15 protein-coding genes are annotated in these 12,934 nt (G+C 37.4%); 8 read left to right on the top strand and 7 right to left on the bottom strand.

Going from position 1 to position 12,934, the window contains the following annotated elements; all coding sequences use genetic code 11:
• Positions 1–475: 475 nt before the first annotated feature.
• Positions 476–1,117, top strand: coding sequence for a DUF47 domain-containing protein (locus tag ABIB40_RS02575; protein WP_354355666.1), 642 nt, complete (start codon positions 476–478; stop codon positions 1,115–1,117).
• A gap of 9 nt (positions 1,118–1,126) precedes the next feature.
• Positions 1,127–2,140 carry an inorganic phosphate transporter gene (locus ABIB40_RS02570; protein WP_354355664.1) on the top strand — a complete coding sequence of 338 codons (1,014 nt, stop codon included), beginning with the start codon at positions 1,127–1,129 and terminating at the stop codon, positions 2,138–2,140.
• A 90-nt stretch (positions 2,141–2,230) separates the two neighbouring features.
• On the opposite strand, the gene ABIB40_RS02565 is transcribed toward ABIB40_RS02570, so the two are convergent.
• Both ABIB40_RS02565 and ABIB40_RS02560 read right to left on the bottom strand, forming a co-directional pair.
• On the bottom strand, positions 2,231–4,030 hold the full coding sequence (locus ABIB40_RS02565; protein WP_354355662.1) for an AsmA family protein: 1,800 nt from the start codon (positions 4,028–4,030) through the stop codon (positions 2,231–2,233).
• Positions 4,031–4,127: 97 nt separating this feature from the next.
• Positions 4,128–5,900 carry an AsmA family protein gene (locus tag ABIB40_RS02560; protein WP_354355660.1) on the bottom strand — a complete coding sequence of 591 codons (1,773 nt, stop codon included), beginning with the start codon at positions 5,898–5,900 and terminating at the stop codon, positions 4,128–4,130.
• 207 nt (positions 5,901–6,107) lie between these two features.
• Here ABIB40_RS02560 and miaB point away from each other — a divergent pair, with 207 nt between their 5' ends.
• The 6 genes from miaB to ABIB40_RS02530 all read left to right on the top strand — a co-directional run bounded on the left by miaB (position 6,108) and on the right by ABIB40_RS02530 (position 11,397).
• Positions 6,108–7,526 (top strand): tRNA (N6-isopentenyl adenosine(37)-C2)-methylthiotransferase MiaB, encoded by a 1,419-nt coding sequence (gene miaB / locus ABIB40_RS02555; RefSeq protein ID WP_354355658.1) that lies wholly within the window; start codon positions 6,108–6,110, stop codon positions 7,524–7,526.
• 43 nt (positions 7,527–7,569) lie between these two features.
• The gene (locus tag ABIB40_RS02550) at positions 7,570–8,799 is read left to right on the top strand and encodes a sigma 54-interacting transcriptional regulator (RefSeq protein ID WP_354355656.1); all 1,230 of its coding nucleotides are present in this window, start codon (positions 7,570–7,572) and stop codon (positions 8,797–8,799) included.
• A 14-nt stretch (positions 8,800–8,813) separates the two neighbouring features.
• Positions 8,814–9,317, top strand: a complete 504-nt coding sequence (locus ABIB40_RS02545; protein WP_354355654.1) for an LptE family protein — start codon at positions 8,814–8,816, stop codon at positions 9,315–9,317.
• 62 nt (positions 9,318–9,379) lie between these two features.
• The gene (locus ABIB40_RS02540; protein WP_354355652.1) at positions 9,380–10,393 is read left to right on the top strand and encodes a DUF8458 domain-containing protein; all 1,014 of its coding nucleotides are present in this window, start codon (positions 9,380–9,382) and stop codon (positions 10,391–10,393) included.
• Between the two features lie 10 nt (positions 10,394–10,403).
• Positions 10,404–10,757 carry a preprotein translocase subunit SecG gene (gene secG, locus ABIB40_RS02535; protein WP_354355650.1) on the top strand — a complete coding sequence of 118 codons (354 nt, stop codon included), beginning with the start codon at positions 10,404–10,406 and terminating at the stop codon, positions 10,755–10,757.
• Between the two features lie 157 nt (positions 10,758–10,914).
• Positions 10,915–11,397: a hypothetical protein gene (locus ABIB40_RS02530; protein WP_354355648.1), complete on the top strand. Its 483-nt coding sequence runs from the start codon at positions 10,915–10,917 to the stop codon at positions 11,395–11,397.
• A 52-nt stretch (positions 11,398–11,449) separates the two neighbouring features.
• Here the strand turns inward: ABIB40_RS02530 and ABIB40_RS02525 are convergent, their stop codons facing one another.
• The 5 genes from ABIB40_RS02525 to ABIB40_RS02505 form a co-directional block, all read right to left on the bottom strand.
• A complete protein-coding gene (locus ABIB40_RS02525) occupies positions 11,450–11,569 on the bottom strand; it encodes a DUF2853 family protein (RefSeq protein ID WP_354356333.1) in 120 nt (39 codons plus the stop codon).
• Positions 11,569–11,655 carry a DUF2853 family protein gene (locus tag ABIB40_RS02520; protein ID WP_354356331.1) on the bottom strand — a complete coding sequence of 29 codons (87 nt, stop codon included), beginning with the start codon at positions 11,653–11,655 and terminating at the stop codon, positions 11,569–11,571. Before ABIB40_RS02520 ends, ABIB40_RS02525 begins: the two co-directional genes overlap by 1 nt.
• 130 nt (positions 11,656–11,785) lie before the next feature.
• Positions 11,786–12,127, bottom strand: coding sequence for a ferredoxin (locus ABIB40_RS02515; protein ID WP_354355646.1), 342 nt, complete (start codon positions 12,125–12,127; stop codon positions 11,786–11,788).
• On the bottom strand, positions 12,118–12,585 hold the full coding sequence (locus ABIB40_RS02510) for a hemerythrin domain-containing protein (protein WP_354355644.1): 468 nt from the start codon (positions 12,583–12,585) through the stop codon (positions 12,118–12,120). Before ABIB40_RS02510 ends, ABIB40_RS02515 begins: the two co-directional genes overlap by 10 nt.
• The gene (locus ABIB40_RS02505) at positions 12,575–12,934 is read right to left on the bottom strand and encodes a DUF488 domain-containing protein (RefSeq protein ID WP_354355642.1); all 360 of its coding nucleotides are present in this window, start codon (positions 12,932–12,934) and stop codon (positions 12,575–12,577) included. Before ABIB40_RS02505 ends, ABIB40_RS02510 begins: the two co-directional genes overlap by 11 nt.

Genomic DNA, 12,934 nt, shown 5'->3' with positions numbered 1-12,934 from the left:
ACGCAACTTGACAATTAATGTTGCAATAAACAAATTTATAAATAGATTTAACATTATAAATTAATTCATCGATTAACTAATAAATTGTTACGTTAACCACTTCAAATTGTTGCATCAACTGAAATTTTTAGTACGCAGTTTTTTTGACACTACAATTATTTCACAATAAAAACCAAAAAAAACTCCAAAAGCAAATTTTTAGAAGAAAAAAACTTTATTTCAGTCATTTAATAAAATTGCACAATGGCAATACATCTGTATGTAAACTATAGTTTTAGTCCATAAACCCCACGTGTTTAGTTCATTACCTATCGTAAACCTCAAATATGCGCGCTCTAAAACATATTTTAATTTATTATTTATAAAGTAGGGTAGAAATAAAAATGATGGCAGATGCTTTTTTATACGATAGCAGATAACTTAACATTAAATTAACATTGATTGAGTATTTTTGCGAGATATTTATTTAAGCAAAATGAACAACATCTTCAAATTCTTTACACCGCAGGATAAAAAATTTCATCCTCTTTTTGAAAAAGCAGGTAGCAATGCGCTACATATTGCAGAGGTTTTGCTAGAAATGGTTAGCACTGGGGATCTTGAAGCTAGAAAGACGCTGTTTAAAGAAATAGAGCGCTTAGAACATGTTGGCGATGACATTACACACTCTATCTTCTTAGAGTTAAGCAAAAACTTTATTACCCCTTTCGATAGAGAGGATATTCATCAGCTAGCTTCTGCGGTAGACGATGTTGCGGATTACATTTACGGCACTGCAAACCGGATCCAAATGTACAATATTGCCAACGTTGATGAACCTGTTGTTAAAATTGCAGAATTATTGGTAGAGATGTGTACCGATATAGATAAGGCGATAAAAGAATTGCGCAGCTTTAAAAACATAAGGGTAATTGCCGATGCCTGCATACGTATTAATAGCGGTGAGAACCAAGCAGATTATGTTTTTACCATGGCGGTAGCAAAATTATTTGAATTTGAGACCAATGCAATAGAGCTAATTAAACAAAAGGAAGTGCTACAAACCATAGAAAAAGCATCTGATAAGTGCGAGGATGTGGCAAATGTATTAGAAACCATACTTGTAAAAAACGCGTAACCCACAAAAATGTATTCGACCTTACTTATTGTCGTTGTTATATTGGCCATTGTTTTTGATTATATCAACGGGTTTCATGATGCAGCAAATTCCATAGCAACGGTGGTTTCTACTAAAGTGCTTACCCCTTTTCAGGCGGTTCTTTGGGCAGCCATCTTCAACTTTGCGGCTTATTTTGTCTTTACAGATCACAAAGTGGCAAATACCATCGCCAAAACTGTTATAGAACATTATATAACGCTGCATGTAATTTTGGCTGGTCTAATTGCAGCAATTGTATGGAACCTGTTTACGTGGTGGCACGGAATACCTTCTAGTTCGTCTCACACTTTAATAGGTGGTTTTGCAGGTGCTGGGATGACAAATGCTTTCTTTTTAGGATCCAGCCCAATTGCAGCTGTAAATCTGATACCTATTATAAAAATTGTCTCATTTATCGTATTGGCGCCAGTTATCGGGTTAGTCATATCTGTAGCCATTACGCTTCTTATTATAAATATCTGTAAAAACGCAAGACCTGCGGTGGCAGAACGTTGGTTTAAACGCTTGCAGTTGTTGTCTTCTGCGGCATTAAGTTTTTTCCACGGCGGTAACGACGCACAAAAAGTAATGGGCATTATCGCTACAGCACTAATTGCACAAAAGGTAATTCCAGATTTTGCCGCTATGCCAAATTGGGTTCCAATAGCTTGCTACTCTGCAATAAGTTTGGGAACGATGAGCGGGGGCTGGAAAATTGTTAAGACGATGGGCACCAAAATAACCAAAGTAAATGCGTTAGAAGGAGTTGCCGCAGAAAGCGCTGGAGCGGTAACGCTTGCCATTACAGAACATTTTGGAATACCAGTATCTACCACGCACACCATTACAGGCTCTATTGTTGGTGTAGGTTTGGTCAAAAGTGTTTCTGCCGTAAGATGGGGAGTTACCGTAAGCCTTATTTGGGCATGGGTACTGACCATTCCCATCTCTGCTTTGTTGGCGGGAATTATTTACGGAGTTATGCACTTCTTCATAAAATAGATTGATAAAGGGCTTAAAGCACAAAGCTTAAAGCCTAGAGACTAAAGCACAAAGCTTAAAGCTAGAAACGCAACGGTTAAACCTTATTTCTTAGCGATTCTCTCTTTGTCTTCTACGTTCGATTCGCCTTTCTTTGCGAGCTTCATGGCTTGCCCTCATTTCTTTGAATTTGGCAATGTGTATCTTTACTTCCTTTTCTTTTTCTTCGGTAATGCCAATGCTATGTTTTACTCCAACAAAAAGACTGCGCCAGAGCATGTTGAAGAACGAACTACCTTCTTGCCGTACGTAATGCACAGGTGCTGACGTAAATTTTCCGTCTGCCGATGGATTTTCGGAGTTTATAAGTAAGGCGTTGGCAAGGAAAGAAATAAGCCCCCGTTTAACGAGGTGGTCTTTCGCAGGATCATTTTCCATCAACGCAAGTGAAAGGTCGTAATATTTAAAATTTACAATGCCATCTGCACCAGCGTCATCTGCTTTAAACTTAAAGCTTAATTCATCTACATTACCTCTATTTATGCGCACCAATCCTAATGGTTTTGTAATCTGGTTCAACACCCTTGCATTTACATCTTTCAGCGCACCGCCATAGGTAAAAGCACCTTTATCAGAGTTTAAATCGAAATTAAAATGAACAAACAATTTTCCCTGACCCATTAAATAAGTGGTAAGCGCAACTTGCATTGATGGGTTAATGGCCTTAATTGTTGCTAAGTTGGTTACATTTTTAAATGTGCCACTGGTACTTTTAAAGGATATTACTCCCTTTTGATTGCTGTTTCTATCATACTCTGCATAGCCAATATCTATGTCTTTTAAATTTATTTGTTGGATAAGTACTGGAACTTCTAGCTTTTGCAATAACTGTTGGGGAAACTTGCCAACGCGCTTGTTATTATTGTTGTGAGCCAAACTATTGTTGTTAAAAACCTCTACATGCCCGTTTTGTATCGCCATTGTTTTGGCCCATATTGTTCGCTTTTTTATAAACAGTGGCAAATCTATTTTATCTAACAAAACATTACTAAACTCAATGTCATAACGGTCTTTTGCGTAGCCTGCTACTTTGCCAAACTCCATTTCGCTATATAGCGGCTCAAGCGAAAACCTATCTATTTTAAGCTTACCTGTGGCCGCTCCAAAATTCAACTCTTTAAGTTTTATTTTGTACATTTTATCAGCCGTTAAATAACTGTAGTCGTGTATATTAACCTTAACATCTTTTAACAAATAGAACCTAGTTGGGTCTTCGGCAGACGTAGAATCTATTAAAAAATCCACCAACAAAATATTTATCTGGTCTACATCGAAGGTTTCCGGCTTTACTGCATTTTCATCAATATATTTAAAACTAGCATTGCTAAATTTTAAGTTTCCGATTGAAAATTCGGCTAACGTATTTTTAATTAGTGTGTAAGGAGATTTAAGTGGCCTAGGAGGTCTATCATCATTAAATGAAAACTGTTTGTTGATCATTACCACCTGTGGTTTATCAAAAACTATTTCATCTATGCGGAGTTTTTTAAACCTGTAAAAAGTTATTGGGTGAAAATGTCTAACCACCATTTTTTTTAACCTCAAATTATATAGGTTATTGGGCGCACGCTTTAATGCTACCAGTTGCCTATATCTGTTGCTATCGGCCCTAATCTGTACATTTTCTAGCGTAGCATTGCCAGTTAAAATATTTGTTGTTAGGTTGGTAAAGCTTATGGTGTATAAACTATCTGTAGATTTATAAACGTTTTCTTTTATCTGTTGAGTTAAAAAGGGCTTAGATTTAATATTTACATACCAACCAGCCGCCGCCAACAGCAGTAAAATTGCCAAAATGCTACAAGCAATCCAAATTAACGTTTTAAACTTATTTTTTTTTGTTTGGGGCATTATAAAGAAAAAATAGCTGGGTCAAGTCCTAGTTAGATGCAGAAAAAAAATGCTTTAGGTAAAAAAACGAATTTAAATTGATTGATTGTTTCAATCATCAATTTTTATTTTTGCCAGCTTTATCTTTTTGTTTTTGTTCCTTTATTTTTTCGGCAATTACCTTTTGTTGTTTAACCGGGTTTTTTTCTGGCACTATAGCTACACCAACAATGTCTTTTATTCCAACAAAAACAGTCTTCCACATTAAATTAAAAAATGAGGCAGAAGGAATTCTAGCGTTAGACATGGTTGCCGTTCTAGCTGCCTCACCATCTTTAGGATTTTTATCAATTACCAAAAGATTGTTGGCCAAAAATGATAAGAAACCCTTTTTCTCCGTGCCTTTGCCATCGATATTATCAGATAGAAGCTCGACTTTTAAATTGTGGTAACGCATGTTTAGAGAGCCAGATGCCGATTCGGTGTTTCCCTTTGCATCGAAATATATTTTATCCACTTCTCCACTTTCTATCTTTACCAATCCAAGCGCTACCGATAAGGAATTTAAGCCCTGCATGTTAAATTTACCCATGCTACCGCTGTAACTAAAAGCACCATCGTTTGCTGTTAAGTTAAAATTAATTTTAAGGTTTAGCTTACTTGTTCCCATTAAAGAGGTGTTTAGATCTGCCACGGCATGGTTATTTTTTTCCAGCATCAAGCTATCATTGGTTACATTTAAAATGCTACCGTAGCTATTTTTAAATGATACAGATCCGATTTTCTTACTTGCAGGATTATATTCGGAGTATGTTACATCCAAATCCTTAATTTTGATGGTATCTATCTTTATGGGGGTTTTAAGCTTTTTGAGCGCAATATGAGGGAAATTTTTTGCTTTATCGAGTCCTGGCGGAGGAGGAGATTCTCGGCTCATAAACACGTAAACTTTAGAATGATTTAAAGAAACTTTCTTGACCATGATTTTCTGATCTGAGCTTAAGCCAAGAAAATCAACACCTTTCAGTTGTATTCTACCAAAAGTCAAATCATACCTATCTTTCTGCACTTTATATTTCCGCGCAAACGCCAACTCCTTAAACATCGGTATCATTTTAAAATTACTAATCGTAATTTCCTTTGATTTTGTAGACCCAAAGATAGAGTCTACCTTCATGGTGTACATCTTATCTTTGCTAACCGACTTATAATCTAGCAGCTGAAAACCTATGTCTTTGGTGTAAAAAAACCGGGTAGAATCTTGGCCAGATAAAGAATCTAACAGAAAATCATCTACATTAATGTCGACATGTTTTAATGAAGTGCTTGAATTATTTGGTTCAGCTTTATTGGTATAATCAAAATCCGCATCTTTTATAGCTATCTTCCCTACATGGATTGACTTTAACGTTTTAGCTATCTTCTGATAAAGCGTACTGTCATTCTTAACAGAATCTGGCTTTTTTGGTACTTTATTATGCGTCATTTTTATCGACGGATTTTTTAACGCAATCTCGCTTAAATCTAGTTTCCTATCAAAATAAGCCTTTAAAATACTTATTCTGGTGAGTTGAAGTTTTTCCAATTTTATTTCGAAAACATTTGCCGGTGCTAGTTTGGCCACTTTCAAACTATCGTAAACCGCTGTGTCTGGCATTAAGGTTACGTTATGCAAAGCAAGACTTCCGGTGATAAGATTTAAGTTTATTTTATCGAAATTTATGATATATAAATGATGAGAACCTTTGTAAACTCCGTCCTTTATTTTTTCGGTGAGCAGCGGTTTCCATTTGGCGCTCAAAATTAGGGCTGCAACTAAAATGACTAAAATAATCACTCCCAAAATGCTGCCTGTCCATAACCAGAATTTTTTTCTTTTCCTTACCTCCATAGTTGTATCAATAAAGGGAGTAACACGCTCAATAAGCTAAAGGTTTTACCCGCAACATACATTAAGTCAATGTACAAACTTTTTATGGATGCACTAGACTAATTGTTTAAAGAAACCAAGCTTTTGTAAAATGAAGATAACAAAACCTGTCAAACTGTCATTTTTAATATAAATAATGTATTTTTGCCAACCTATCTTTTTTAGTTTATGATTGATTTACAAATAGCAGACAAGGTGCACGATGAGGCTAGACAAGGCGAAGCTGTGCTGCTAGAATTACCCAAAAAACCCGATGCGCGAAAATTATATATAGAAAGTTATGGTTGCGCCATGAATTTTGCAGATAGCGAAATAGTTGCTTCTATTCTTTCTGACACGGGATTTGACACTACTGACGATTACCATCAAGCGGACGTAATTTTTATAAATACCTGCTCGATCCGCGAAAATGCAGAAACGAGGGTTAGAAACAGGTTATCGCAATTTAGTGCAGTAAAGCGCAAAAACCCAAAATTAATTGTGGGCGTGTTGGGCTGTATGGCAGAACGGTTAAAATCTAAATTTTTAGAAGAAGAAAGATTGGTAGATGTTGTGGTTGGGCCAGATGCCTACCGCGATTTACCTAACTTGATAGAACAAGTAGAAACTGGGCAAAAAGCTGTAAATGTACTTTTATCTAGAGACGAAACCTATGCAGATATAAGCCCTGTACGATTAAATAGCAATGGTATAACGGCTTTTATCTCCATTACCCGCGGTTGCAACAACATGTGCTCTTTTTGCGTTGTACCCTTTACACGAGGAAGAGAGCGCAGCAGAAGTGCACATTCTATTGTTGCAGAAGCAGCGCAGTTGTTTAATGAAGGTTATAGAGAAGTTACCCTGTTGGGACAAAATGTAGATTCCTATTTATGGAAATCGGAAGACGAAAGCGAACAAGTAAATTTTGCACGTCTTTTGGAACAAACAGCCCAGATAAATCCGTTGTTAAGGGTTAGATTTTCTACTTCGCACCCAAAAGATATTACCGATGAAGTGTTGCATACCATCGCTAAGTACAATAACATTTGCAATTACATCCATTTACCTGTTCAATCTGGCAACAGCCGGATTTTAGAGCTGATGAACAGAACGTATACTAGAGAATGGTACATCAATCGCATAGAAGCAATTAGAAAAATTATTCCAGGCTGCGCCATTTCTACAGATATTATTGCTGGCTTCTGTACAGAAACCGAAGAAGACCACCAAGACACGCTAAGTATAATGGACTATGTAGAGTATGATTTTGCTTACAACTTTACTTATTCTGAGCGTCCGGGTACTTTGGCGGCAAGAAAGCTTACCGACGACATACCTGAAGAAGTAAAAAAACGGAGGCTTGCAGAAATTTTAGCGAAACAGCAAGCGCACTCATTAACCAAATTGCAGACTTGGGTTGGCAAAACAATAAATGTGTTGATTGAAGGAACTTCGAAAAAATCTGATAAAGATCTTCGCGGAAGAGGCGATAGCGGTGCTATGGTGGTTTTTCCTGCAAACGGAAACATTAAACCTGGCGACTACGTAAATGTATTGATAGAAAAATGCACCTCTGCTACACTCTTGGGCAAATTGGTGCTGTAAAATAAAGAGTGGAATTTTCGGACTCAAATCTCAAATCTGATAAATGGATACACAAAATATAAAACAACGTTTCGGAATTATTGGCAATTCGCCTCTTTTAAATCGGGCGATAGATATTGCGAGCCAAGTAGCGCCAACAGATATGTCTGTGTTGATTACAGGAGAAAGCGGCAGCGGTAAAGAGGTTTTTTCGCACATTATCCACCAAATGAGTACTAGAAAACATGGGCCTTTTATTGCGGTAAATTGCGGCGCTATCCCCGAAGGAACCATAGATTCTGAATTGTTTGGCCACGAAAAAGGCTCTTTTACCGGCGCACATGAGGCGAGAAAAGGATATTTTGAAGTTGCAGATACTGGCACCATTTTTTTAGACGAGGTGGCAGAATTACCATTAGGTACTCAGGCGAGGTTATTGCGTATATTAGAAAGCGGCCAATATCTCCGCGTAGGTTCATCTAAGGTGCAAAAAACAGAGGTGCGAATTATTGCGGCCACAAACGTAGATGTTTATGACAGGGTTTCTAACGGGAAATTTAGAGAGGATTTATATTACAGATTAAATACAGTGCCCTTACGCATACCGTCGCTTCACGAACGGAAAGAAGATATATTTTTATTGTTTAGAAAATTTGCCGCCGATTTTAGCGACAAATATCGTAGTCCAGCTTTACAGTTGGAGCCAGATGCTGTACAGATTTTAACCAATTACAGTTGGCCGGGCAATGTAAGGCAACTCAAAAATATTGCAGAACAAATTTGCGTGTTGGAGAAAGATAGGAATGTTAAAGGGCCAGCACTATTACATTACATTCCAAACGAATCGGGCCACAATCTGCCAATGAAGATTAACCAATCCAAAGAGGACTTTACAGAGCGCGATATTTTATACAAAGTTTTGTTCGACATGAAAAAAGACATGGTCGAATTGAAGAAATTGGTTGCGGAAATTATACACCATGGTGGCAACACCGCTCCCGTGTTGGCCGATAATCCACAATACATCAATCAATTATACCGAGATGTAGAGCTACCATCTAACCACGATAGGTCTTTTACCATCCAGCAACCAACTGCAAACAACGCCCACAAAGATTACAACTATGCCCACGAGGCAGAAGAGGTAGAAGAATCTTTATCGTTGATTGATAAAGAATCTGATTTGATTAAAAAAGCATTAAAAAAACATAAAGGAAAGCGCAAGTTTGCTGCCCAAGAATTGGGAATCTCAGAACGCACGCTTTACAGAAAAATTAAGGAATTGGACCTTTAAAATATTAAAATTTAATGAAGACAAACATTGTTATGGTGTTGTTGCTTGCGGTGCTCAGTTCTTGCTCCTATTCATTCGGCGGCGCCTCTATTCCACCAGAAATGAAAACAGCAACGGTTAGGGTGTTCGAAAATACAGCACCATTGGTGGTGCCTACCTTAAGCAACCAGTTTACCGAGGCAGTAAAAACGCGCATTAGAAACCAAACTAGTCTAAGCATAACGCCAACGGACGGGCAAGCCATTTTTGAAGGCCAAATTACTGGATACGAAATAAAACCCGTGGCCTTGCAAAACAGCAACGTTCCAACCGCAGGGGCAAACCGTCTTACCATTACAGTTTCGGTAAAGTATACCAATAGCTTAAACACCAAAGCAAGCTTCGACCAAAGCTTTAGTAGGTTTTATGACTTCCCTCTTAATGGTGCGCCTGTACAATCACTGCTTCCACAAGCCATAGAGAACATTAATAAGCAACTTACCGAAGATATTTTTAACCGCGCTTTTGCACAGTGGTAACAGATGGCATTTAAAGTTTAAAAAGACCGCTACAATTTATAACTTAGCCGCAAAGCCTTAAAATGGACAATGAAACGCTTCTTGCAGAACTGATGGCACAACCCAAAAAGGTTGAAGCCATGCATGTGCCTATGTTGCAAGAAATGCAAAGTAAGTATCCATATATGCAGGCCATTTATGTTTTGTTGGCAAAGGCTGATGAAAGCTATCTTGCAAAAGCTGCTATTTACAATAATGGAGCAGTTTTACATAATCTGCTTAAAAGAGGCGTTGACGAAAGAACAAGTAGTTATGAGCATTACGCTGCTGAAACAATTTTAACTGAAGATACGGAGGCAGCATTAGAAAAGCCCATTAATAATGATTTTTCTGGCCTAGAAACACCAAGCCACATGCCTGGCAGCGATGCACATTTGTTAACATTGCAAAAAACCGATGACGAACCATTCTTGCACCATGTAGTAAGTGAGGACTTTTTTGCATTCGAACAGAAATTAAGCACCGATATTCCGGTAGATCCACCGTTTGTAGAAACCGTTGTGCCAGATGAACCGGCTGTTAATTTTGTATCAAAATATGATGATGACAAATTACCGTACAGCTTTTTATGGTGGCTTGCCAAAACCAGAAAAGAGCATGAGCAAATTTTTCAGCCTTATGCACAACCTAACCAGCAAGTTAAGAAAGCAGCACCAGGAAAAAGCGAGACTGAGTTTCAGCAACAATATGTAGAGCATATTTTCCATATCCAAACTCCTTTTGAGGTTGCCGACCATTTGGCAGAATACCCAAAGAAAGAAGGAAAAGAATCAAAGGGCGCAGAAGTTATAGAGAAATTTCTAAAAGAAGACCCTACTATTAGCGCACCAAAACCCGAGCAAATAAACAACGAGAATAAGGCTAAAAAAAGTGCCGAAGACCATTATGACCTCGTTACAGAGACTCTAGCTAAAATTTACATTGAGCAAATGCTATATCCAAAGGCAATAGATACTTATAAAAAATTAAGTTTGAAATATCCAGAAAAAAGTCCTTACTTTGCCGACCTTATTAAATCTATAGAAAAGAAATTATAAATATATTATCATGGTAACTTTTTTAATCATTTTATTAATTATTATATGTGTTGGCATTAGCATTTTTGTGCTTATCCAAAACCCAAAAGGCGGCGGCTTAGTAAGCGGCGGCGGTAGCACCAATATGTTTGGCGTACAGCGCACAGGCGACGTATTAGAAAAAGGCACTTGGGCAATGATGGCTGCTATTGTGGTAATTTCATTAACCATAACTACATTATCAATGGGTGGCACCCAAAAAGCAGGCGGTAACTCAGCAATACAAGAGCGCTTAGATAAAACGCCTAGTCCATCTCCAATTGGCGGAGCAATGCAACAACCTGCACCTGCACCTGCACCAACAGGAGACAGCACGAAAAAATAATTCTTTTTTAAAGAACAGTATTACAAAAAGCCTTTCGGAAATCGAAGGGCTTTTTGCGTTATAAGTAACCCAATTTATTTTACTGCCCAAGAATATAGAACTTGAAATTTATCTATTTATTCTATAGATTTGATAACAATCCGATTAGCTATAAATCATGAAAAATCTATTAACTCTTGTATGCATAATCTCTTTTTTAAATCTTGGCTGCAAGAAAAAGGCTTGCTGTGTTATAATAGACACTTTTGTAAGTATAAATTATGTTGATGCCGACAATGCAGATCTGCTTGACCCTACCAATCCGAACGTTATAAAAGCTGACGATATAGAAATTTATTACTTAGAGAATGGTCAAAAACAACGTGTTTATAACGGCAACCTAGATCTTTCTAAAAATTTTAAAATTTTAAAGACGCCGAATAGCGACAAATATTACCTTTCTCTTTCAGTTAGTGCAGACTTAAATGAAAACGGCATAAGCACTACTTATTTAGAAGTAAAGAAATACAACTTTACTGACACATTAACAGCTACAATAGATAAATCCAGCTCTTCTACCCGAGTTAATAAGGTTTGGTACAATGGCGCATATAAAGGTAATGCAAAAGAAAAAACGGTTACTTTTACCGTTGTAAAATAAGAATTGACAGGAAGAAAACAGTCTTAATACTTTCCTTCGACGCCGAAATGTTTTACCAATAGGTAATAAAAATAGCGCGTTGCTTATTGTTGTTAGATTTGCTTATTGTTTCGTTTACATTCTGTATACCTTCATCTAAATACGCGCCGTCTTGCAAGCCTAACTTGCCAATTAAAGGACTTTCCTAACCGTTTCTAATTCGACTTTGTCTGAACCAGAAACCCTGCTTGCATCTCGGTTGTAGAGTGATGAGTACATACTTTAGCCATAAAAGTACAATAACCTAAGTGCCACTGCGATTTTAAAGAAATTACTTGTAAACTACAATTTCAAATTGTTATCTTCAAAAAGCCCAACTTTTTAAAAAACCTTAAAAAAAAGCAAAAATCTAGGTGTTTAGGAGACGAAGTTTGATATTATTAATAATTTCATCTACAGGTAATTGGCAGGTTAACCGTATGTTTGGGTCTGTTATTTCGCACGTCATTAAGGTAGCATATTCGTTTCTATCTGATGTTGGAAGCTGACCTTCTGAAAACATAACTTCGGCCATGCAAGTTGCGCAACGCCCCATTCCTCCACACTCTCCAAAACTTTCTACGTCTATATGGTCTGCGATAAGGGTCATCAAATTCCGATACTCTCCGTCGTAAGTTTTTATCTCAACACATTCGTCGTCATAAATTACGTTAACCGATAGCTCCACATCTCTCATTCCGTCTATATCCAAAATTCGTCGCTGTAGCCTACTTCCGCATCTTCTGCTTCTTCTACCTTTAATTGAGCGCCTATTTTCTTTAAATCGTCATTACTTAACGACTGCTCTATAGATGGGAAAAGAGACCGTTCTTCGAAACGAATATGCTTCTCTACCATATCGGCTAGCGCTACATACTCATCCTTGTTTGTAGATGCCCCAGATACAATTCCATTTACCAAACCCTCAATTAGACCATGTTCTTCCTCTGCCGTGCCATAAAGGTCGTTTTCGCCTTTACCAAACAGCGTCTGTTCTTCTTTTCTAAAATGATTAGATAGGTGTGTTTCCCAAAAATGAGCAACATACGGACGAATCCTTTCTAATGATATTCCCTTTTTTAGCCCTTGCCTAATCTTCCAACAAAAAAGCAAACCATAATGATGTTCTCTAGAAAGCGCCAATAAATTTTCGTTTCGCTTAAGTGCCATAATTATTTTTCTGTTTGATGAAATTTAAAAGTACGATGGCATGATTGTGCTGCTCATCTTTTGCCCCGTACACTAAAGTTACCATTTCCTTACTTTCAACTAATTCTAGCAGCTCCTCCATACTTTCATTGTGTTTCAACTCTTCGATATAGGATTTAGAAAAGCTGTTCCATTTTTCGGGTTCGTGGTTAAACCACTTTCTAAGATCGGTACTTGGCGCCAATTCTTTTGCCCAAAAATCTATATGTGCATCTTCCTTTTTTACGCCTCGAGGCCAAAGCCTATCTACCAAAACACGAAATCCGTCGCTTTTTTGATAGTCGTCATAAGCTCTTTTTAATTTAAGCAT

It is taken from the genome of Pedobacter sp. UYP30 (assembly GCF_040547165.1).
Classification (GTDB): domain Bacteria; phylum Bacteroidota; class Bacteroidia; order Sphingobacteriales; family Sphingobacteriaceae; genus Pedobacter.
Note: the sequence above shows the minus strand (reverse complement) of the source record. Positions and strands in the feature narration are given on the sequence as shown.